Genomic DNA, 20,978 nt, shown 5'->3' with positions numbered 1-20,978 from the left:
CGGTGGCGCCAGGTCCAGGGGCGCGTGCCGGCTGGTCGAGGCGGGCGCAATATGGCCTGTTCTTCAGCTTTCTGGCGGCGATCGCCGGACTGCTGATCGGTCTTGGCTTGCTTGCCCTCAGCCTCGTCGCGCCGAGCGCTTACGCCGGCGTGCGCGGCGCGGCGCTTGACGTCACCGCGCCGGTCACGGGTGCGCTGCGCAGCGTGACCGATACCGCCGCCGGCCTGTTCAGCGGGGCAGGCAATTACTGGGATGCGGCCCGCCAGAACGCCGGTCTGCGCGAAGAGAATCGCAAGCTTCAACGCCAGGCTATTCAAGCGCGCGCCATCTTCCAGGAGAATGCGCAGCTGAAGTCTGTGCTTGCCCTGCGCGAGAACGAAGTCGCGACCGTCGCAACCGGCCGGATCGTCGGCTCCAGCCTCGAAAGCGCGCGGCGGTTCGCCGTGCTGACCGCAGGCAGCGGCGACGGAGTCGCTGTCGGCATGCCTGTACGCAGCGCAGCGGGTTTGATCGGCCGGGTGGTCGACGCTGGTGCCACCGCCTCGCGCGTGCTGCTGATCTCCGACCGGGCCAATATCGTGCCCGCGCGGTTGCTGCGGGGCGGCCAGCCGGTGATCGCCACCGGCCGCGGTGACGGGACGATCGACGTCCGTCCGCTCGAGGTCGGCCGCAACCCGTTTCGAGCCGGTGACTTCATCGTCACCTCGGGCACCGGCGGCCTCTACCCACCCAACGTTCCAGTGGCCAAGATCATCCGGCTCGACGACGATGGCGCCACCGCCATCCCGCTTGCCGATCCTGCCAGCGCCAGCTTCGCCGTGGTCGAGCGCCCGTATGAGGAAGCGGCTCTGCCCGAGGCCGAGCCGACCGAAGCGGAACAATAAAGTGGTTCGCTCCGCTCTCAGCCGCCCTTCCCGCCTTGATCGCGGACCTCGCAAGCTGGCCCGCGTATTGCCCGCCCTTTCGGTCGCTCTCGCCTCGCTCCTCCCCCTCGTCCCAGTGGTCGCCGAGGTGGGCTGGTTTCCAGAGACCGGCTTTCTGCTCCTCCTGGCATGGCGGCTGCTGCGGAGCGACGTCATCCCCGCCTGGTGGGCTGCTCCTCTTGGCCTGTGGAACGACCTTGTTCTTGGCCTTCCCATCGGTCTTTCCGTCGCAACCTGGACCGGGGCGATGATCCTGCTCGATCTGCTTGATCGGCGCACGATGTGGCGGGATTATTGGCTCGAATGGCTGCTCGCCGCCTCCTTGCTGGCGCTGGCAGAAGTTGCCCGGCGCGAAGTCGATTCAGCGATGGGTGCCCCCTACGATCTCCTCGCGATCATCCCGCCGCTGCTTATCGCCATCCTCACCTTCCCGCTTGCCGCGTTCGTCGCCAGCGCGCTTGATCGCTGGAGGCTCAACCCTTGAGCCGCTTCAACAACACCAAGGCCGACATCGTCTTCTCGCGCCGGATGCTGGTCGTTGGCGGAGCGCAGCTGGCTGTCGCCGGTACGCTGATCGGCCGCATGGGCTGGCTCGCGATCAAGGAGAACGAGAAGTACAACCTCCTCAGCGAGGATAATCGTGTTCAGCTGATCATCGTGCCGCCCCGCCGCGGGTGGATCGTTGACCGGGCCGGCAAGCCCATCGCCATCAACCGTTCGGACTTTCGCGTCGACCTCATTCCCGAGCGGATGGTCGACCCTGAAGGCGAACTCACCTTGCTGGCGCAATTGCTTGCCCTTGGTCCCGACCAGATCGATCGGATCCGCCGCGAAGTTCGCGAAGCGCGCGGCTTTCAACCGGTGCAGGTGGCCGAGAACATCCCGTACGATCGCTACGCCGCGGTGACCGTGCGTATGCCCGAGCTGCCCGGTATCGAGCCGGCGCGGGGCTTCACGCGTTTCTATCCCGCCGGCGCGGCAGTGGGGCAGCTGATCGGCTATGTCGGCGCCGCAAACGCCAAGGAATATGAGGCCGAGAAGAACCCGCTGCTCATCACGCCGGGGTTCAAGATCGGCAAGGAAGGCCTCGAGGAGGTGCTCGAACAACGCCTGCGCGGCATTCCCGGCGGTCAGCGGGTGGAGGTGTCGGCGCGCGGCAAGCTCATCCGCGAGCTTACTCCCAAGCCCGATCGCTCGGGCAATTCTGTTCAGCTCTCGATCGACGCCGGCTTGCAGGAATATGCCGCAAGGCGGCTCGGTGAGGAAAGCGGCAGCTGCACCATCATCGACTGCCTGACCGGCGACCTCCTCTGCATGGCTTCCATGCCGAGCTATGATCCCAACAGCTTCTCGGACGGCATCGGCCGGACCGAATGGAAGACGCTGTCGGAGGATCCCCGCAAGCCGCTCTTGAACAAGACGGTGAACGCGCTCTACCCGCCGGGCTCGACCTTGAAGCCGATGGCCGCGCTGGCCATTCAGAAGGCCGGGATCAACCCCAGCGAGCGGGTCTTCTGCAATGGCGGTTACCAGCTCGGCAACCGCTTCTTCCGCTGCCTCGGCCGGCATGGCACCGTCGACATGCGGCGTGCCATCGCCAAGAGCTGCAACACCTATTTCTACACCATGGCCAATCGCATCGGCTATGATGCGATCGCGCCCATGGCTCGCCTGCTTGGCCTTGGCGAGAAGTTCGATCTGCCTTTGGTCAGCCAGAATTACGGCACCATCCCCGACTCGGAGTGGAAGCAGCGCCGCTTCGAGAAGAACCGCCGGCTGGTCGAGCGGCCCGACTGGACTCGCTCGGACAGCTTGAACGCCGTCATCGGCCAGGGCTTTGTGATCGTGAACCCGCTGCAACTCGCCGTGCAGGCGGCGTGTATCGCCAGTGGCCGCAAGATACGCCCGCTACTGCTTGGCAAGCACAATCAGGCCGCCGAGGCGCTGGACATCCCGCAAGAGCATCTCGACGCGGTGCGCGGGGGCATGTGGGAAGTCGTCAATGGCGATGGCACGGCCGGCGCTTCCAAGCTCCAGGTGCCGGGCTTCGAAATGTGCGGCAAAACCGGCACGGCGCAGGTCCGCCGCTTGTCGGCGAGCGCCACGCGCGGCCAAGGCGGCGACTGGCGCTACCGCGACCACGGTCTGTTCGTCTTCTTCGCCCCCTACAACAATCCGCGCTACGCGGGCTCGGTCGTGATCGAGCATGGCATGGGCGGCGCGCGGGCAGCGGCGCCGGTCGCCAAGGACGTCCTCACCTATCTGTTCGACCGGCCTCAGGCGGTGAAGCGGCTCGAGGGCCTGGAAGCGGAATGGGGCGGTACACTGGCGGAGCGCATGGCGCGGCGGTCGGCGGCAATCGAGGCCGCGGCGGCGCAGGCCGCCTCGCTGCGCTCGCCGCCGATCGCGGCGCCGGCACCCGTGCCGCCCAGCATCAACGCGCCGCCGCCAGCACCGGACGACCGCTGAGATGATCTCCAGCGCCATCATCCCCCAGCCGCTTGCCCGCCTGCCCTGGCGGCTGATCTTCCTGATCTCCGGCATCGGCCTGTTCGGGCTGATTAACCTCTACTCGGCGGCTGGCGGCTCGATCGAGCCGTGGGCGATGCGGCAGGGCATGGCGTTCGGCATGTTCCTGACTTTGGCGATCGTGATCTCCAATGTCCGGGAAGCGACGATCAAGCAGGTCAGCATTCCGGTTTACATCGCCATCGTGGTGATGCTGATCCTGGTCGACATGCTGGGCTTCGTCGGCAAGGGAGCGCAACGCTGGCTCGACCTTGGCTTTATCCGGCTACAGCCGTCCGAGTTCATGAAGCCGGCTATCGCACTCACCCTCGCCCGCTTCTACGACCTCCTGCCCGCCGGGGAAACGCGGACGTTTCGGGCGGTCTGGCCGGCGGCGACCTTGATCGGCGTGCCGGCAGGCCTCGTCATCCTCCAGCCCGACCTCGGCACCGGGCTGATGGTCTGCTTCGCGGGCGTCACGGTGATGTTCCTTGCCGGGGTCAAGCTCCGCTGGTTCCTGGTGCCCGGCGCCCTGGTCGCTGCCTCAATTCCGGTGATCTACCACTTCCTGCACAGCTACCAGCGCAAGCGGATCGATATCTTCCTGGATCCCGCAAGCGATCCGCTGGGCGCCGGCTATCACATCACCCAAAGCAAGATCGCGATCGGGTCGGGCGGATTGTTCGGCAAGGGCTACCTCCAGGGCAGTCAAAGCCACCTGCAATATCTTCCCGAGGGCCACACCGACTTCGCTTTTGCCACCTTGGCAGAGGAGTGGGGAATGCTCGGTGGCACGGTGGTAATCGTCGCTTATCTCCTCGTCCTGCGCTGGTGCCTTGGCGTTGCTGCCCGTGCCCCCAATCGGTTTGCCCGGCTGAGCTGCGCGGGTCTCACTGCGGTGCTGTTCAGTTATTTCGCCATCAACCTGCTGATGGTGATGGGGCTGGCACCGGTGGTCGGCATCCCGCTGCCCTTAATCAGCTACGGCGGTTCGGCGGTCATGACGGTGATGATCTGCCTTGGCTTGTTGATGAGCTTCGAGCGGCAACAGCGGACCAGCTCGCGGTTGAGCTGATACGGGAACGAAGTTCTCGAAGTTCACATAGGGCAGCGGTCCGACGTCGGATCTGCGTTGACGTTGGCTCCGGGTTCCGATTGCTGCTCGGCCGCAAGGCTGGCAGGCGGCTTCCTACATTGCAAGCTGTCGCACCAAACGCTCTTGCCAAGCCCCGCGGCGCTGGCTAGAGGCCACTCCGCGCCCGCCTCCCGGAGGCCGAGCGCTTTGCCTTACGGCATGGACGCATAGCTCAGTTGGTAGAGCAGCTGACTCTTAATCAGCGGGTCCTAGGTTCGAGCCCTAGTGCGTCCACCATCCTCCGGCACTTCGTAAACACTGCTCACCCCTCTTCGTCTGGCGAAGCGCCAGCGGCGTCAGGCCTTTGCGCGCGGGGATACTTTGTCGAGCCAGCGGCCGAGCGGGCCTGCGCCCCAAGCTAGAGCTTGGTAAAGCTTTAGCGTCGGCCGTGCCCAGCGAACGTAGAGGTTCGGCCGGCCGGTCGCGGAGCTTAGCGCGAATAGCCGGTGGCTGGCGCGGGTGATGAAGCGGCGCAGGCGATAGATCGCCTTGCGGCGGAGTGGCAGGGCGGCGGAGGGGCGCACGCGCTTGATCGGCCGCAACCCTCGCTTGTGCCAGGTCAGCCGATAGGCGAGCCCCTGGCGGCGGTGACGGAAGCCGGCGGCTTGTGTCTGGACCACGATCTCGGCCGTAGTGGGCGCAAGCGCGAGCCTGCCCCCTGCCCGTGCTTGCTCGATCAGGGCATGAAGCGCCGGGCTGCGGACCGAGGCGACGTTGGTACCGCGGCCATCCGAGCTGTGCGGTTCGATCCAGGCATCGCCAAAGCTGATGTCGGCGGTTTCCGCCACCACATCGTCGCACCAGTCGCAGGCCGGGTTCTGCCAGAAGCCAGCGCCCCAATCTCCGTCGGCGAGGTGCATCCAATCTTGTGCGCGGTGGCTGCCATCGGCAAGCGACAGATCGGCGCGATACCAGTTGGCCGGGCGGCCAGCGTCCTTCTTGCGATAATCGACCGCGCGAACATCGCGCATGGGCGCGTGCAGCTGGAGTGCGAAGCTGTCGACGAGGTGCGCGCTTTTCTGGTGGCCGCAGAACAGGCCGAGGGTGTGGGTGATCCGCTCGGCAAGAACCGGATCGGCGCGGCGGGCGAGATGCACCGCCTTGATGAAGCAGGGCACGCCGATAACCGCATAGCGTCCGGGTGTCGCAGCGATCTCCTTCAACACCGCGGCAAGGTCGACGGGATAATAGCGCGACTGGGCGCCAGCCTTGAGTTCGTCGGTGCTGCGCGACAGCCGGTAACCGAAGAAGCGGCCGGTCTCGGTGACAGGTTCAGGCGCGACATGGGCAACCGCGTCGACTTCGCCGGTGCGGAGCAGCTCAGCCGCTACCCAGGAGGTCAGGCCTCCAGAGCTGCCGTTGGCGCGCCATTCCTCCTCTTCGACATGGCCGATATAGCTGGCGAGGGTTCGCCCAAGATGCGGGTCGGGCGCCGCGGGGTAGAGCGACGCGGCGATGACGTCCTCGCTCTCGGCAGCGGGGCTCATTGGGCAACGCTTGGCAACCGCCTCGCTCCGGCGGGCAGCGAAGGGGCCGGCCGGTTTGCGGAAGCCGTCGCGGTCCCAGCGCATGGCGCTGTCGTTCGCGGTCAGGGTGCAGGCCCCGCAGCCGATGCAAAGGTCGGAGCGGACGATCTCTGCCGGGGAGAACTCAGCCAAGCGCGGCATCGAGAAAGGCCTGTGACTGGCCGCGCAGTTCCACGATCCGGCGATGGACCTGCTCCGCGGGAGGTTCGGCGAGGAGCGCGGCGAAGGCGGCCTCGGTGGGCTTGTCGCGCAGGAGGTGGCGCTCGGCGCCCAGCTTGGCGGTGAGGTCGCGGACCTTGTTGAGGCGGTAGGGCGTGACGCAGGCGACGAACGGCTTGTCCATCGTCAGCGCGAACACGCAGCCGTGGAAGAAGTTGGTGATCACCGCCGCCGCCCCGGCCATGGCGTTGGCGAACTCAATCGGCCCGGCCTCGATCCACCACTCGTCGGCGTAGTCGTTGCCGTAGCCGATGCTGCGAAGGACAAGGCCCTGCTCGCGCGCCCAACGCTGTGCCATAGGGCCGAGCCAATTGGGAAAGCCATGACCGTAGAGCAAGGCGTATGGCCGCTCTTCAGGGGCGGGCACCCGCGGGATGCGGTCCGCAAACTGAAGGCAGGGATCGAGCACCAGCGCCGGTTTTCGTCCCAGCGCCCGCTCGACGATCTGGCTGCTGTTGTCATCGCGCACGGAAATAGCCGAGAAATCAGCAAGCTTGTCTATCCAGAAGTCGTCCAGCCCGCGGGCGGCGTCGTAGTTGCCGAAGCTTGCCGCATAGGAGATCAGGCGGTCGGTCGCGATGCCTTCGCCCCAGAACAACGGCTTGTGGCCATACCAGGGGTGAGCAAGGTTCCACACCTCATCGGACCCGACCACTACCGCGTCAAACGCCCCTGCCGCGGCCCCGTCGTAAAGGGAGAAGGGCGCCGACAGGGGCATGGAAGCAAAGGCGTCCTCGAAGGTACGGGTCTTGGACTTGTAGGCGGAACGATGCTCGCGCGGGGTCCGTTCGGGAAGCGTCGGCTCAAGCGCGCAGCGAAGCTCGGCCCGGCGCACCGATGGGCAGTGATGGTCGAGCAATTCGACCTTGGCCTCACCGTTCGCCGACAAGCCTTCCGCCAAGCACCGCGCCTGCCAGTAGGAACCGTAGTTGATGCATTTGTGGAAGGTCAGGATGCCGATGCGTGGGCCGCTCATGGCCCCCAAAGCCTCGGGAGCGCGCTCAGGTTCCGAGCCAGCCTTGCCATTCTTGCGCGAGCGCCGCTGCATCGGTGGCCGAGCGGCAGGCGATGAACAGGGTATCGTCGCCGCTGATGGTGCCAACGACCGCCGCCGGCGGACTGGCGTCGATCGCGACGCCGACCATGTGCGCCGAGCCCGGCGGCGTCTTCAGGACCACCAGGCCGCCCGCAGGCTCGGCGCTGCGAACCCATTCGGCAAAGAGCGAGCGCAGGCGCATCTCGTTGGCGGGCACCACGCTCCATTGATCGGGCAAGGTGTAGCGCGTTTCGCCGCCGCGGCGGATTTTGACTGCGCCAAGCTGCTCGAGATCGCGGCTGACAGTGGCTTGCGTCACCTCATGCCCCGCGTCGCGCAGAGCGGCCACCAACTCGTCCTGGCGGGTCAGGCTGAGGCGTCGGAGCAGGTCGGACAAGGTTGCGAGGCGGCGATTGCGGCTGTCGGTCATGCAGCGCCTATGCATTAGCTTGCATAATGATGCAAACGCGACCATAGGCGCCCTCCCATGATTCGATCCGCCATCCTTGGAGCCTCCGGCTATGTCGGCGGCGAACTGCTTCGGCTTCTTGCCCGTCACCCCGGGATCGAGGCGACGTGCCTGTTCGGGGACAGCAAGGCTGGGCAGAAGCTCGGCGCCGTGCATCCGCATATCGGCGGGCCGCCAGCGGCGCTGGAGGTCGAGCGGTTCACGCCCGAGGCGCTTGACGGGATCGACCTCGTGTTCGCTGCCCTCCCCCATGGCGAAAGCCAGAAGTGGGCCGAGGCGATCCTCAATAGCGGGGCCAAGCTGGTCGATCTCGGCGCCGACTTCCGGCTGCATGATCCGCAAGATTATGCAACCTGGTATGGTGAAGCGCATCAAGCGCCGCATCTGCTCGATCGCTTCGTCTACGGCATCCCTGAACTGCACCGAGATGCAATCCGCGGTGCCCAGGCGGTGGCAGCGGCGGGCTGCTATCCGACGGCGACGATCCTGGCGCTGAAGCCGCTGGTCGATGCCGGGCTGGTCGATCCAGAGAGCCTCATCGTCGATGCAGCAAGCGGGGTCAGCGGCGCGGGCCGGGCGGTGAAGGAGGGTACGGCCTTCAACTCCGTCGACGGCAGCTTCGCGGCCTACGGCCTGCTCAATCACCGCCACACCGCCGAGATGGAGCAGGCGCTGGGCGCGACGGTGCTGTTCACGCCGCACCTCGCGCCGATGACGCGGGGCATCCTTGCGACCTGCTATGCCACCGCGGCGCGGGAGATGGCCGCGGACGAACCCTTGCAGGTTCTGCGCGCCGCTTACGCCGACGAGCCGTTCGTGCGGGTCAGCGACGATCCGCCGGCGACCAAGTGGGTGTCGGGCAGCAATGGCGCGGTGGTGACGGCGCGCTACGACGCTCGGACCAAGCGCGTGCTGGCGCTTGGCGCGATCGACAATCTTGGCAAAGGCGCGGCCGGGCAGATGGTCCAGTGCGCCAATCTGATGTTCGGGCTGGACGAGGCCGCGGGCCTGTCGGCCGAGGGAGTGTTTCCATGAGCGTTACCGCACCAGAGGGCTTCGTCGCTGCCGGGCTCCATGCCGGGATCAAGAAGTCGCGGCCCGACATGGCGCTGCTGGCGACCGAGGACCGGCAGCCCGTCACCTGCGCCGCAGTGTTCACCCAGAACAAGTTCTGTGCGCCACCGGTGACGCTCGACCGCGACCTGTTGCAAGCCAATGGCGGCAAGGCGGCGGCGGTGGTGGTCAACAGCGGCAATGCCAATGCTGGCACGGGCGCCGCGGGCCTCGACGATGCTCGGGCGATGGGTGTCGCGACCGCGCAGGCGCTGGGCATCGACGCTGCGGGAGTGCTGGTCTGCTCGACCGGCATCATCGGAACGCCGTTGCCGATGGACGTGATCCTGCCGGCGATCCCCAAGCTTGGCGGTGCATTGTCGGTTAAGGGCGATGCCGAGGCGGCCAAGGGCATTCTCACTACTGACCATGTCGCCAAGGAAGTGGTCGTGCAGGGCGATGGCTGGACCATCGGCGGCATGGCCAAAGGCTGCGGGATGATCGCGCCGAACATGGCGACCATGCTGGCGTTCCTGACCACCGACGCCGACGTGCCGCGCGACACGCTGCAGGCGATGCTGAAGACGGCGAGCGACGCGACCTTCAACACGCTCAACGTCGATGGTGCGACCTCGACCAACGATACGGCGATGCTGTTCGCCAGCGGGCGCAAGGGCGCGCCGAGCGATCTCGACGGATTCGGCCGGGCGGTGGAGGAAGCCTGCCGCCAGTTGACGCTCAAGATGGCGCATGATGCCGAGGGCATGACCCGCCTCGCGCACCTGCACGTCACCGGCGCGGCGAGCGATGCCGAAGCGCGGATCGCGGCCAAGAACATCGCCGAGAACAACCTCGTGAAATGCAGCTGGTATGGCGCCGATCCTTACTGGGGCCGGCTGCTGGCGGCAGCGGGCTCGGCCGGGGTGGCGCTGGACGTCGAGGGGAGCTTTGTCAGCTACGGGGGGATCAAGGTGGCTGAGGGCGGCACCAACTGCGCCCATGACGCGCAGGCGCTGACCGAGCATATGCTGGGGCAGGAGTTCCGCATCGAGGTCCATCTCGGCGCCGGCAGCGGCGAAGCGCGGGTGATCGGGGTCGATCTTGGCCCCGGCTACATCAAAGAGAATAGCGTGACGTCATGAGCGAAATCCTGTCCCTCGACGTGCCCGCAACGGCGTCGACCCACGGCGACGGCCTGGCCAAGAGCCTGCTGACCCCGTCCACCACGGCCGAGATACTGGTCGAGGCCCTGCCCTACATCCAGCAGTTCGCCGGCAAGTCGGTGGTGGTGAAGCTTGGCGGCGCCGCGATCGATCCCGAGAGTGACCGCGCGTTGGCGCAGGATGTGCTGCTGCTCCGCTCGGTCGGGGTGCGCTGCGTGCTGGTGCATGGCGGCGGCCCTCAGGTGGATGCGATGCTGCGCCGGGTCGGCAAGCAACCGGAGTTCCGCGACGGGCTGCGCGTCACCGATGCCGAGACGCTGGAAATCGTCCGCATGGTGCTGGTCGGCAAGATCAACCGCGATCTGGTCGCGACCATCAACGGCGAGGCCGGTGCGGAGCCGGTGGCGCTCGGCGTGTCGGGCGAGGATGCCGGGCTCCTGCGGGTTGCGCAGCGGTCGTCGGCGCTGGGTTACGTCGGTGACGTGACCCAAGTGCGCGCCCAGCACCTGCTCAATCTGCTCGACGGCGGAATGGTGCCCGTCGTCTCTACCATCGGTGCGGACGAGAGCGGGCAGCCGTTCAACGTCAATGCCGACGAAGCGGCCAAGGCAATCGCCATTGCCATGGGCGCGGAGAAGATCGTCTATCTGACTGCGGCGCCGGGCCTGCTGGAGGACGCCAAGGATGAGACCAGCCTGGTTCCGCGCCTGACTGCCGCCGAGCTGCGCGAGCGGATCGCGCATGACAGCGTCGGCGGGGGGATGATCCCGAAGCTTACCGCCTGCCTCGAGGCGGTGGAGGGCGGCGTACCTTATGCGCACATCATCGACGGCCGGGTGCCGCACGCGCTGCTGATCGAGCTGCTGACGCGGCACGGCATCGGCACCATGATCCGGGCGGAGGCGAACTGGTGAGGCATCTCCTGACGCTTGCCGATGTCTCGAGCGCTGACATCGCAGCCATGCTGACGCTGGCCGAAGCGCCCCCTGCCCCGCTGCTGGCGGGCAAGGGCGCTGCGCTTTACTTCGAAAAGCCGAGCGCCCGGACCCGCAACTCGATGGAGTTAGCGGTGCACCAGCTCGGCGGGCATCCGATCTACCTGACGCAGGGCGAGCTCGGCATCGGTACGCGCGAAAGCGTCGAGGACGTCGCGCGAACGCTGGCCTGCTATCACGGCGTGATCTGCGCGCGGGTGTTCGACCACGGCCTGCTGCAGGCACTGGCGGCGGCAAGCCCGATTCCGGTCATCAATATGCTGTCCGGCACCGACCATCCGCTGCAGGGCCTCGCCGATCTCCTCACCATCCGTCAGCTGTGCGGCCGGATCGAGGGAGTGAAGGTGGCTTATGTCGGGGACGGCGACAACAATGTCGCGCGCAGCCTGGCACAGGGTTGCGCGGCGCTGGGTGCCGAACTGACCATCATCGCACCCGAAGGCTATCAGCTGTCGGACGCGCCCGCCGGCGTCATTCAGACCGCCGATGGAGCGGCGGTGGCCGGCGCGGACGTCGTCTACAGCGATGTGTTCGTGTCGATGGGCCAGGACAGCGAGACCGAGCGGCGGATGACCGACCTTGCCGCCTATCAGGTCGACGAAGCATTGATGGCACGCGCGCCTGAAGCCTGGTTCCTCCACTGCCTCCCTGCCCGCCGCGGCGAGGAAGTGACGGCGGGTGTGATCGACGGGCCGAGGAGCGCGATCTGGCGCCAGGCCGAGAACCGGATGCACACGGCGCGCGGCGCGCTGATGTGGCTTTTGCAGCAGGACTGAAGAAACATGGCTAAGCTCAAGGTCGTACTCGCTTATTCGGGCGGGCTCGACACCTCCATCATTCTGAAGTGGCTGCAGACCGAATATGATGCGGAGGTGGTCACCTTCACCGCCGACCTCGGCCAGGGAGAAGAGGTCGAGCCGGCGCGCAAGAAGGCCGAGCTGCTCGGCGTGAAGCCCGAGAACATCTTCATCGAAGACGTGCAGGAAGAATTCGTCCGCGACTTCGTCTTTCCGATGTTCCGCGCCAATACGCTGTACGAGGGCCAATACTTGCTCGGCACCTCGATCGCCCGGCCGCTGATCGCCAAGCGCCAGATCGAGATCGCCCGCGCGGTCGGGGCCGATGCCGTGTGTCACGGTGCCACCGGCAAGGGCAACGACCAGGTCCGCTTCGAACTCGGCTATTATGCGCTGGAGCCCGACATCCGGGTCATCGCCCCGTGGCGCGAGTGGGAGTTCGCCAGCCGCGAGCAGTTGATCGACTTCGCCGAGAAGAACCAGATCCCCATCGCCAAGGACAAGCGCGGCGAAAGCCCCTTCTCGATCGATGCCAATCTTCTTCACTCGTCGAGCGAGGGTAAGGTGCTGGAAGACCCGAGCGTCGAAGCGCCGGAATACGTCCATCAGCGCACCATCTCGCCCGAGGATGCGCCCGACGCGCCGACCGAGATCACCATCGATTTCGAGAAGGGCGATCCGGTCGCGATCGACGGGGTGGCGCTGTCGCCTGCCGCGCTGCTGACCCGGCTGAACGAGCTTGGCCGCGACAATGGGATCGGCCGCCTCGATCTGGTCGAGAACCGCTTCGTCGGCATGAAGAGCCGCGGGGTCTACGAGACGCCGGGCGGGACCATCCTGCTCGCCGCGCACCGCGGGATCGAGAGCATTACGCTCGACGGCGGGGCAATGCATCTCAAGGATTCGCTCATGCCGCGTTATGCGAGTCTCATCTACAACGGCTTCTGGTTCGCTCCCGAGCGCGAGATGCTGCAGGCGCTGATCGATCAGAGCCAGGAGATGGTCTCGGGCCGCGTGCGCATGAAGCTCTACAAGGGCAACGCCACCGTGATCGGCCGGGAGAGTGCTTACTCGCTCTACGACGAGGATCTGGTGACCTTCGAGGAAGGCTCTGGCTCCTACGACCAGCGCGACGCGGCGGGGTTCATTCGCCTGAACGCGCTGCGGCTGCGGATCGCGGCGCAGCGCAAGAAAAAGCTACAGATCCAGTAGGTCCTTCCACCGCGCGACCTGCTCTCGAACCCGGACCGGCGCGGTGCCGCCGTGGCTGGTCCGGCTGTTCACCGAGGCTTCGACGCTGAGCACGTCGTAGACGTTGCTGTCGATGCGGGCGTCGATGCCCTGCAACGTGTCGAGCGACAGGTCGGCGAGATCGGAGCCAGCGTCCTCCGCCGCCTTCACCGCGCGCCCGGTAATGTGATGCGCCTCGCGGAACGGCACGCCGGCCTCGCGGACCAGCCAATCGGCAAGATCGGTGGCGGTGGCGAACCCCTGCGCCGCGACTTCGCGCATCCGGGCCGGCTTGAAGGTAGCGCTCTCGGCGCTGCCCGCCAGCGCGGCGAGGCTGAGCGCCAGCAGGTCGTGCGCCTCGAAGGTCGGCGCCTTGTCGTCCTGCATGTCCTTTGAATAAGCCAGCGGCAGGCCCTTCATGGTGATCATCAGGCCGGTAAACAGGCCGACGATCCGTCCCGAATGGCCGCGTACCAGTTCGGCCGCGTCGGGATTACGCTTCTGCGGCATGATCGAGCTTCCGGTCGACCATTGGTCGCTGAGCTGGACAAAACCGAACGGCGGGCTTGCCCAGTTGATCAGCTCCTCGGCAAGCCGCGACAGGTGCAGGCTGCACTGGGTCGCGGCGGCTAGATAATCGAGCGCGAAGTCGCGATCCGACACACTGTCGAGGCTGTTGGCGGTCGGCCGGTCGAAGCCCAATGCGGCGGCGGTCGCCTCGCGGTCGATCGGGAAGCCGGTGCCGGCCAGCGCGGCGGCGCCAAGCGGGCACTCCCCCGCCCGCTCGTCGGCTGCGAAGAAGCGCGACACGTCGCGTTGCAGCATCTCCACATAGGCGAGGAGGTGGTGTCCTAGCGTGACCGGCTGCGCGACCTGGAGGTGGGTAAAGCCGGGCATGATGGTCTCCGCATGCTCTTCGGCGCGGGCGATCAGCACCGATTGCAAGTCGACGATCGCCTCGGCAGCGTCCCGGCAGGCAGCGCGGACCCAGAGGCGGAAGTCGGTCGCGACCTGGTCGTTGCGCGAGCGGGCGGTGTGGAGGCGGCCGGCGGCAGGACCGATCAGTTCGGACAGGCGGCTTTCCACCGCCATGTGGATGTCCTCCAGCGCAAGGTCGGTAGGCGGGCCGTTCGCCTCGAACTCGGCTTCCACCGTGTCGAGCCCGGCAAGGATCGCTGCGGCGTCCTCAGCCCCGATGATCCCTTTGTCGCGCAACATCGCGGCGTGGGCGCGCGATCCGGCGAGGTCCTCGCGCCACATCCGCCGATCGACGGGGAGCGACGCGTTGATTGTCTGCATGATCTCGGACGGGCCGGCGGCGAACCGCCCGCCCCACATCTTGTTGCCTTGGCTCATGGGCAGCGGCTCATAAGGGCTCGGCTTCACGCCGTCACCTTCTCCAGCGCGGCGGCAAGCTCGGCCTGGCGAAATGGCTTGCTGAGGTGCGGGAACGAGGGCGACAGGCTTGCCAGATCGGCATAGCCCGACACCACCAGCACCGGCAGGGCCGGAAATGCCTCACGCAGGCGAACGGCAAGGTCGGTGCCGCTCAGCCCTGGCATCAACTGATCGGTGACCAGCAAGCTTGGGCGCAATCCATCGGCGACAAGGGCCAATGCCGCTTCGCCGCAATCGGCTTCGACGACCCGGTAGCCCAAATCCGCCAGCATCCCCGCGGTGGAGTCGCGCACCAGTTCCTCGTCATCCACCAGCAGGATGGTGCCGGCGCCCTGTGCGTCAGGCTCGCCTTCGCTCCGGACACTGCTGCTGGCGGCTTCGCCGGCGAGCGGAAGCCACAGTTCGATGGTGGTGCCCATACCAAGCGCCGAGCGGATATCGAGCGCGCCGCCAAGCTGCGCGGCAAGACCGTGCACCATCGACAGTCCAAGGCCGGTTCCCTTGCCAAGACCCTTGGTCGAGAAGAAAGGCTCGATTGCGCGGCGGCGGGTCGCCTCGTCCATGCCGGTGCCGGTATCGCTGACCGAAAGAACGACGTGCGGTTGGCGCGGCAGGCCAAGCTTGGCGCCTGCTCCCTCCCCCTCGCTTCGCGCAGCGATGCTGAGCGTGCCGCCTTCGGGCATGGCGTCGCGCGCGTTCACGCTGAGGTTGAGGAGCGCCATCTCGAGCTGATTTCCATCGGCCAGCGCCGCGGGAAGGCTTTCGGGAAGGTCGGTCACAACCCGGATTCGCGGGCCCGAAGTCGAATCGACCAGCTCGCTCATCTCGGAAACGACGCGCCTGAGGTCGATCGCCTGCGGCTTCAGCGGTTGCCGGCGGGCGAAGGCAAGCAGCCGCTGAACCAGCACCCGGGCCTTCTCGGCCGAGGCCAGCGCCCCCTCGACGAGGCGGCCGGTGCGGGCATCGAGGATCTGCTTGCGCTGGAGAAGGTCGAGGCTGCCGATGATCGGTGTCAGAAGGTTGTTGAAGTCATGCGCGACGCCGCCGGTCAGTTGGCCCATCGCTTCCAGCTTCTGGCTCTGCCGCAGCGCGTCCTGCGCGGCTTCGCGTTCGGCGATGACCTTTTCGACCTCGCGCTCCAGGCTCTCGGTCAGGCGTCGTTCGCGGTCGACGTCGATGGAAGCGACGACACCGCCGGTGATCGTGCCGTCCGTCTCTCGGATCGGTGCCGCGACGTACCGTAGCCAACGCAAGGTGCCGTCGCCGCGTTGGACCTGGCATTCGAGTTCGGGCCGTTCTTCGCCTGCAAGCGCGCGGGCAAGCGGATATTCCTCGCTCTCGACCCGCGATCCGTCGCCGTGAAACGCGACATAATCATCGCGGTAGGTGCTGACTGCGGAAATGGGAACGAGATCGTGGCCCAAAAACTCGAGGATCTGGTGATTGCTTCCCGTTAGCCGCCCGTCGGCATCGGAGAACATCAGGCCGACCGGCACCGCTTCGAAGATGGCGCGCAGGCGCGCTTCGCTGGCCTTCAACGCGCGGTCGGCTTCGATCCGGTCGTCGATGTCGGTGCAGGTGCCCATCCAGCGAACGATCTCACCCGCTTCGTTGCGGATCGGAAGCGCTCGGCCGAGCACCCAGCGATAAGTGCCGGTATGATGGCGAAGGCGGTATTCGATTTCGTAGGGCTGACCGGTCGCCAGCGACTGCTTCCAACGCGCCCAGGCCTGCGCCTGGTCTTCGGGATGGAACATGCCGTTCCACCCTTTCCCATCGGTGGAGCCGAGCGGCGTGCCGGTGAACTCGTACCAGCGGTCGTTGTAGAAATCGTGATAGCCGTCCGGCAGGGTCGACCAGACCATCTGCGGAATGGCGTTGAGGCGGAGCCGCATCTCATGCTCGCTGCGGCGAAGCGCTTCTTCCTGCTCGACGCGCTCCGTGACGTCGGTGAACAGGATAGCAGCGGTGTTGTCGGCCCGCTCGCCGATCGGAAAGGCATAGACCTCGAACCAGCGGCCGAGCGGCTCGGCATGGTCGACGAAGCGCAGATGTTCGCCAGTACGGGCCACTTCGCCATAGCGGTTGAACCAGCTTTCCTCGAGCCCCGGCACGGCCTCACGGACGGAGCGGTTCAGCACCTCGGGCGGCAGTCCGGTGTGCCGGGTGAAGGCGGGATTGAGTTCGGTGAAGCGATAATCCGACGGTCGACCGTCTTCACCAAAGCTGACCTGAATGGTGCAGAAGCCCTGCTCCATCGAGTTGAACAGCGCCCGGTAACGTTCCTCGCTGAGCCGTACAGCCTCCTCGATCTGCTTGCGGCCGGTGATATCGATCGCGGTGCCGAGCACGCGAACACAGCGGCCGTTGTCGTCGAACAGGCCGCGGCCCTTGGCGGCGATCCAACGCACGACGCCATCTTCCCGGCCGACCGTACGATAGTCGACGTCATACAGCGCGCGCTGTTCGGGATCGGCCGCCGCCGCAAAGGCGGCCGAGGTGCGCTCGCGATCATCGGGGTAAAGACCGTCGTAGAAGTCCTGCATGGTGACGGGCTCATCCGGCGAGATCCCGAACATCCCCTTCACCACTGGCGGCCAGATCAGGACATCGTTGACGAGGTCCACGTCCCAGAAGCCGACTTCCGCATGTTCGGTAGCAACCCGGACCCGCGCTTCGCTTTCGCGCAGCTCCTGCTCGGCCACCTTGTTGGCATGGACGTCGATGCAGGTGCCGACCCACATGTCGCGGCCATCGCTTTCCACTGCCGGGATCTTGAGCGCGCGGGCGGCAATCCAGCGATATTCGCCGGTGTGGCTGCGCAAGCGATATTCAACTTCGTAGGGCTTGCCTTCGACCTTGGCGGAGTTCCAGGCGATCCAAGTCCGCTCCCGGTCATCGGGGTGCAGCAGATCGGTCCACCCCTTGCCGAGCAGTTCCTCCTTCGGGCGGCCGGAGAAGGTGGCAAAGGTCTCATTGACGTAGCTGTTCTCGCCGCGGGAATTGGTGATGAACAGCATGCCGGGAAGCGCTTCGGCAAGCGTTCGGAACTGCGCTTCCGAGCGCTCCAGGGCGACTTCGGCCGCCTTCTGCGACGTCACTTCTTCGGCCGAGATAGCGACGGAGGTGATCTCGCCGCCGACCGAGCGGACCGGCAACCAGTTCTCGCGCCAGGTCCGAACAACGCCGGGCGCGGCCGGCGTTTCGCCGTTCAGCTCAAGGCCGATGATCTCCTCGCCCGCGAACACCCGGCGAAGCGCGCTTTCGGCCTGGTCGGCGAGGCCGGGGAGCAGTTCGCGCACCGACTTGCCGAGATGATCGGCGGCGGCGATGCCGTTAATCTCCGCCATCCGTTCGTTGATGCGGACATAGCGGAGGTCCTTGTCGAGCACGGTCAGCCCGATCGGCGCCGTGGCGTAGATCGTCTCGATCTCTTCGGCGGCGGCGCGCGCCTTCTCCTGCGCGGCGCGTTCATCGGTGACGTCGGTGCTGGTGCCGAACCAATAGTCGATCTCGCCATTGGCCCCCCGGTGCGGCTCGGCGCGGGCCAGAAACTCACGGTAGAGGCCGTCATGCTGGCGGAGCGGATAATGGCATTCGTAGCTGGTCCCCGTTGCGACGGAACTTTGCCAGGCGGCAGCGACCACGGGAAGGGCGTCGGGATGGATCGCGCTGGTCCATCCGGTTCCGACCATCTGATCGAGCGAAAGCCCGAGGTAATCAAGCGCACGCTTGTTGAACCAGACGGCTTGGCCGTCCCGGTCGGTCACCCAGGCAAGCTGCGGCAACAATTCGGCGAGGTCGCGCCACAAGGAAGGCGGAAGCTGGTCAGGCCCGCGGCTGGTCAACGCATCCATGCTACCATCGTCTTTCCGGGCACTGTGACGTCATAGACGAGCGGCTGAAGGCTTTGCAAACGGGCCGAAGGGCTGGGGCTTGCGCCATTCCGGTGCCGGACCTAGCGCTGAATGCCACTGCTGATCAGCCGGGGGTTTCCATGTCATTGCCGCGTGTTTTCGATACTCTTCGACTGCCGGTAATCGGGGCTCCCTTGTTCATCGTTTCCAATCCGGCACTGGTGATCGCGCAGTGCAAGGCAGGCGTGGTCGGCAGCTTCCCGGCCCTGAACGCCCGGCCCCAAGCCCAGCTCGACGAATGGCTGCACGAGATCAGCGAAGCGCTTGCCGAGCATGATCGCGCCCACCCCGACGCCCCTGCCGCGCCGTTCGCGGTCAATCAGATCGTGCATCGCTCCAACACGCGGTTCGAACAGGATATGGTGACCTGCGCCAAGTGGAAGGTGCCGATCGTCATCACCTCGCTTGGCGCGCGGGAAGAGCTCAATCATGCCGTGCACGGCTGGGGCGGGATCACGCTCCATGACGTCATCGACGACCGCTACGCCCGCAAGGCGATCGAGAAAGGCGCGGACGGCCTGATCGCGGTGGCGGCGGGTGCCGGCGGCCATGCCGGGCGATGGTCGCCTTTTGCGCTGATCCAGGAAGTCCGCCGCTGGTTCGACGGCCCGCTTGCCCTCTCCGGCTCGATCGCCACCGGCGGCGCGATCCTGGCCGCGCAGGCGATGGGCGCGGACGTGGCGTATGTCGGCTCGCCCTTCATCGCGACCGACGAAGCGCGCGCGGAGGGCGACTACAAGCAAGGCATCGTCGACGGGTCGGCCAAGGACATCGTTTATTCGAGCCTCTTCACGGGGGTCCACGGCAACTACCTGCGCGCCTCGATCGAGAAGGCTGGGCTCGACCCCGACAACCTCCCCGAGAGCAGCGCGGAGGCCATGAGCTTCGGTGGCGGCAGCGGGGCCAAGGCGTGGAAGGACATCTGGGGGTCGGGCCAGGGCATTGGCGCGATCGACCGGGTTCAGCCTGCCGCGGAGCTGATCGCGCGTTGGGCCGACGAATATCGCGCGGCGAGAGCCAGGATCTGCGCCTAAGCGCTCAAATCCGCTCCAGCACTTGCCGCCAAGCATCCGGCCAAGGAACCGGGCGCCGGCCAGCACGATCCACCGCAACGTGGACGAACGTGCCGGCCGCGGCCGCTTCTTCCGCCCCCTTCGCGAACACGCCGAGGTTGTAACGCACACTCGACCGGCCAAGCTCGGCAACCGCAAGCCCCACCTCGACCTCGCCCGGAAAACTGAGCGGCGCGAAGTAGTTGCAGGAGGTTCCGACCACCAGGCAAATGGGATCACCGGCGACGATGTCGAGCAACTGCTCGCCCACCAGCAGCGCGTTCACCGCGCTGTCGAACCACTGGTAGTAGACGGTGTTGTTGACGTGCCCGTAGGCGTCATTGTCGGCCCAGCGCAGCGTGATGCCGTGCCAGCGGCTGAACTGAGTGCGCCTTGGCGTTACCGGGCGGCTCACCAGGCGGCCTCATAGAGGCGCTGCGCATCGGCTTCGCTGATCGGCACCGGATTGTTCACCAGCAGCCGTGTCTGCTTCATCGCCTCGCGCGCCAGCATCGGCGCTTCTTCCCGGGCGATGCCATGATCGCGCAGGCGCGGCTTGAGACCGCTTGCCAGCACCAGCTCCTCCAGCCGTTCGACCAAATGCGCGGCGGCAGCCTGGGTACCGAGCCCGGCGGCGGAAGGGTCGAGGATCGCGGCCAACTCGGCATAGGGCTGCCGTGCCGCTTCGGCGTTGAACGACAACACCGGCCGCAGCATCAGCGCGTTGCTGAGCCCGTGGGGCAGATGGTGGATGCCGCCGAGCGGATAGGCCAGCGCATGGACGCCCGCGACCGGAGCATTGGCGAAAGCGAGGCCGGCGAGGTGCGCGCCGATCAGCATCGCTTCGCGGGCCGCGACGTTGCCCGGCTCCTCGCAGGCGGTGATGAGGTTGGCCGAGAGCAAGCGCAGCCCCTCGCGTGCCTGCATGTCGGATACCGGGTTCTTCGCCTTGGCCGAGGTGTAGGCTTCGATGGCATGGACCATGGCATCGATCCCGGTCGCTGCGGTCAACGCCCTGGGTTTGCCGAGGGTCAGCGACGCGTCGAGCACCGCGAGGTCCGGGATCAACGGCGCAGCGTTGACGCCGCGCTTCTCGGCGCCCTCAACGGTGATGATTGCCACTGGCGTCGCTTCGGAGCCGGTGCCGGCAGTGGTGGGAACGAGCGCAAGCGGCAGGCGCGTGCCGCGGGCGAGGCCCACGCCCCAGATGGCATCGAGATCGTCGCCCGAGCCGAGAAGATAAGCGGCAAGCTTCGCCACATCCATCGGGCTGCCGCCGCCGAAACCAATGACCGAAGTGGCGCTGCCCGCTTGGCCCGCGTCCACCGCCGCCATCAGGGTGGCGCGGCTGGGGTCGGCCTCGACGCCATCGAACAGGACGACCTCGCGCTCGCGTTCCAGTTCGGTCAGCAGCGGGTCCAGCAGCCCCATCGTCCGCACTGCTTGATCGGTGACTAGCAGCACCGGACCATGGGGGAGGATGCCGGCAAGCTCCGGCGTGCGGCCATGGCCCATCAGGAGCCGCGGGCCGGGGTGGAGGATCTGCGTTTGGGTCAC

The 20,978-nt window shown here is 66.7% G+C and carries 17 protein-coding genes and 1 tRNA gene; 11 read left to right on the top strand and 7 right to left on the bottom strand.

From position 1 onward, the window contains the following. Positions 1 to 2: 2 nt before the first annotated feature. The 5 genes from mreC to ACP69Z_RS09195 all read left to right on the top strand — a co-directional run bounded on the left by mreC (position 3) and on the right by ACP69Z_RS09195 (position 4,803). Positions 3 to 884: a rod shape-determining protein MreC gene (mreC, locus tag ACP69Z_RS09215; RefSeq protein WP_426267202.1), complete on the top strand. Its 882-nt coding sequence runs from the start codon at positions 3 to 5 to the stop codon at positions 882 to 884. 67 nt (positions 885 to 951) lie between these two features. Continuing rightward, entirely contained in the window at positions 952 to 1,407 is a 456-nt protein-coding gene (locus tag ACP69Z_RS09210; protein WP_426267201.1) for a rod shape-determining protein MreD, read from the top strand. Continuing rightward, entirely contained in the window at positions 1,404 to 3,392 is a 1,989-nt protein-coding gene (mrdA, locus tag ACP69Z_RS09205; protein ID WP_426267200.1) for a penicillin-binding protein 2, read from the top strand. Before ACP69Z_RS09210 ends, mrdA begins: the two co-directional genes overlap by 4 nt. Position 3,393: 1 nt before the next feature. Continuing rightward, positions 3,394 to 4,506 carry a rod shape-determining protein RodA gene (rodA, locus tag ACP69Z_RS09200; RefSeq protein ID WP_426267199.1) on the top strand — a complete coding sequence of 371 codons (1,113 nt, stop codon included), beginning with the start codon at positions 3,394 to 3,396 and terminating at the stop codon, positions 4,504 to 4,506. Between the two features lie 221 nt (positions 4,507 to 4,727). Further along, positions 4,728 to 4,803: transfer RNA gene (locus ACP69Z_RS09195), tRNA-Lys, on the top strand. 59 nt (positions 4,804 to 4,862) lie between these two features. Here ACP69Z_RS09195 and ACP69Z_RS09190 read toward each other — a convergent pair. Genes ACP69Z_RS09190 through ACP69Z_RS09180 form a run of 3 tightly spaced genes read right to left on the bottom strand, consistent with a single transcriptional unit; the run spans position 4,863 to position 7,777 of the window. After that, the gene (locus ACP69Z_RS09190) at positions 4,863 to 6,224 is read right to left on the bottom strand and encodes a Coenzyme F420 hydrogenase/dehydrogenase, beta subunit C-terminal domain (RefSeq protein ID WP_426267198.1); all 1,362 of its coding nucleotides are present in this window, start codon (positions 6,222 to 6,224) and stop codon (positions 4,863 to 4,865) included. Next, the gene (locus tag ACP69Z_RS09185) at positions 6,217 to 7,287 is read right to left on the bottom strand and encodes a polysaccharide pyruvyl transferase family protein (RefSeq protein ID WP_426267197.1); all 1,071 of its coding nucleotides are present in this window, start codon (positions 7,285 to 7,287) and stop codon (positions 6,217 to 6,219) included. Before ACP69Z_RS09185 ends, ACP69Z_RS09190 begins: the two co-directional genes overlap by 8 nt. A gap of 25 nt (positions 7,288 to 7,312) precedes the next feature. Continuing rightward, positions 7,313 to 7,777: an arginine repressor gene (locus tag ACP69Z_RS09180; RefSeq protein ID WP_426267196.1), complete on the bottom strand. Its 465-nt coding sequence runs from the start codon at positions 7,775 to 7,777 to the stop codon at positions 7,313 to 7,315. Between the two features lie 57 nt (positions 7,778 to 7,834). Here ACP69Z_RS09180 and argC point away from each other — a divergent pair, with 57 nt between their 5' ends. The 5 genes from argC to ACP69Z_RS09155 are packed head-to-tail and all read left to right on the top strand — an operon-like array spanning position 7,835 to position 13,036. Then, positions 7,835 to 8,851, top strand: a complete 1,017-nt coding sequence (gene argC, locus ACP69Z_RS09175) for an N-acetyl-gamma-glutamyl-phosphate reductase (protein ID WP_426267195.1) — start codon at positions 7,835 to 7,837, stop codon at positions 8,849 to 8,851. Further along, the gene (gene argJ / locus ACP69Z_RS09170) at positions 8,848 to 10,011 is read left to right on the top strand and encodes a bifunctional glutamate N-acetyltransferase/amino-acid acetyltransferase ArgJ (RefSeq protein ID WP_426267194.1); all 1,164 of its coding nucleotides are present in this window, start codon (positions 8,848 to 8,850) and stop codon (positions 10,009 to 10,011) included. The genes argC and argJ overlap by 4 nt, the downstream gene beginning before the upstream one ends. Beyond that, on the top strand, positions 10,008 to 10,946 hold the full coding sequence (gene argB, locus ACP69Z_RS09165) for an acetylglutamate kinase (protein WP_426267193.1): 939 nt from the start codon (positions 10,008 to 10,010) through the stop codon (positions 10,944 to 10,946). The genes argJ and argB overlap by 4 nt, the downstream gene beginning before the upstream one ends. Continuing rightward, positions 10,943 to 11,803 (top strand): ornithine carbamoyltransferase, encoded by an 861-nt coding sequence (locus tag ACP69Z_RS09160; RefSeq protein WP_426267192.1) that lies wholly within the window; start codon positions 10,943 to 10,945, stop codon positions 11,801 to 11,803. The genes argB and ACP69Z_RS09160 overlap by 4 nt, the downstream gene beginning before the upstream one ends. A 6-nt stretch (positions 11,804 to 11,809) precedes the next feature. Next, on the top strand, positions 11,810 to 13,036 hold the full coding sequence (locus tag ACP69Z_RS09155) for an argininosuccinate synthase (protein WP_426267191.1): 1,227 nt from the start codon (positions 11,810 to 11,812) through the stop codon (positions 13,034 to 13,036). On the opposite strand, the gene argH is transcribed toward ACP69Z_RS09155, so the two are convergent. Together argH and ACP69Z_RS09145 are read right to left on the bottom strand one after the other, a co-directional pair. Further along, a complete protein-coding gene (gene argH, locus ACP69Z_RS09150; RefSeq protein ID WP_426268077.1) occupies positions 13,022 to 14,392 on the bottom strand; it encodes an argininosuccinate lyase in 1,371 nt (456 codons plus the stop codon). The genes ACP69Z_RS09155 and argH overlap by 15 nt on opposite strands. 44 nt (positions 14,393 to 14,436) lie before the next feature. Next, complete coding sequence (locus tag ACP69Z_RS09145; RefSeq protein ID WP_426267190.1) at positions 14,437 to 18,309, bottom strand: PAS domain S-box protein; 3,873 nt, start codon at positions 18,307 to 18,309, stop codon at positions 14,437 to 14,439. A 140-nt stretch (positions 18,310 to 18,449) separates the two neighbouring features. On the opposite strand from ACP69Z_RS09145, the gene ACP69Z_RS09140 reads away from it, so the two are divergent. Continuing rightward, positions 18,450 to 19,403: an NAD(P)H-dependent flavin oxidoreductase gene (locus ACP69Z_RS09140; RefSeq protein WP_426267189.1), complete on the top strand. Its 954-nt coding sequence runs from the start codon at positions 18,450 to 18,452 to the stop codon at positions 19,401 to 19,403. A gap of 4 nt (positions 19,404 to 19,407) precedes the next feature. On the opposite strand, the gene ACP69Z_RS09135 is transcribed toward ACP69Z_RS09140, so the two are convergent. Both ACP69Z_RS09135 and ACP69Z_RS09130 read right to left on the bottom strand, forming a co-directional pair. Beyond that, positions 19,408 to 19,836, bottom strand: a complete 429-nt coding sequence (locus ACP69Z_RS09135; RefSeq protein WP_426267188.1) for an acyl-CoA thioesterase — start codon at positions 19,834 to 19,836, stop codon at positions 19,408 to 19,410. Beyond that, complete coding sequence (locus ACP69Z_RS09130; RefSeq protein ID WP_426267187.1) at positions 19,833 to 20,978, bottom strand: iron-containing alcohol dehydrogenase; 1,146 nt, start codon at positions 20,976 to 20,978, stop codon at positions 19,833 to 19,835. The genes ACP69Z_RS09135 and ACP69Z_RS09130 overlap by 4 nt, the downstream gene beginning before the upstream one ends.

Source organism: Sphingomonas sp. LHG3443-2, from assembly GCF_049896405.1.
GTDB lineage: Bacteria > Pseudomonadota > Alphaproteobacteria > Sphingomonadales > Sphingomonadaceae > Sphingomicrobium.
This window is presented reverse-complemented; position numbering and strand designations above follow the sequence as displayed.

Coding starts and splice junctions, on each gene's coding strand:
- ACP69Z_RS09140 (WP_426267189.1), top strand. CDS start 18,450: ATGTCATTGCCGCGTGTTTTCGATACTCTTCGACTGCCGGTAATCGGG.
- ACP69Z_RS09155 (WP_426267191.1), top strand. CDS start 11,810: ATGGCTAAGCTCAAGGTCGTACTCGCTTATTCGGGCGGGCTCGACACC.
- rodA (WP_426267199.1), top strand. CDS start 3,394: ATGATCTCCAGCGCCATCATCCCCCAGCCGCTTGCCCGCCTGCCCTGG.
- ACP69Z_RS09145 (WP_426267190.1), bottom strand. CDS start 18,309: ATGGATGCGTTGACCAGCCGCGGGCCTGACCAGCTTCCGCCTTCCTTG.
- argB (WP_426267193.1), top strand. CDS start 10,008: ATGAGCGAAATCCTGTCCCTCGACGTGCCCGCAACGGCGTCGACCCAC.
- argJ (WP_426267194.1), top strand. CDS start 8,848: ATGAGCGTTACCGCACCAGAGGGCTTCGTCGCTGCCGGGCTCCATGCC.
- ACP69Z_RS09180 (WP_426267196.1), bottom strand. CDS start 7,777: ATGACCGACAGCCGCAATCGCCGCCTCGCAACCTTGTCCGACCTGCTC.
- ACP69Z_RS09185 (WP_426267197.1), bottom strand. CDS start 7,287: ATGAGCGGCCCACGCATCGGCATCCTGACCTTCCACAAATGCATCAAC.
- argH (WP_426268077.1), bottom strand. CDS start 14,392: ATGTGGGGCGGGCGGTTCGCCGCCGGCCCGTCCGAGATCATGCAGACA.
- argC (WP_426267195.1), top strand. CDS start 7,835: ATGATTCGATCCGCCATCCTTGGAGCCTCCGGCTATGTCGGCGGCGAA.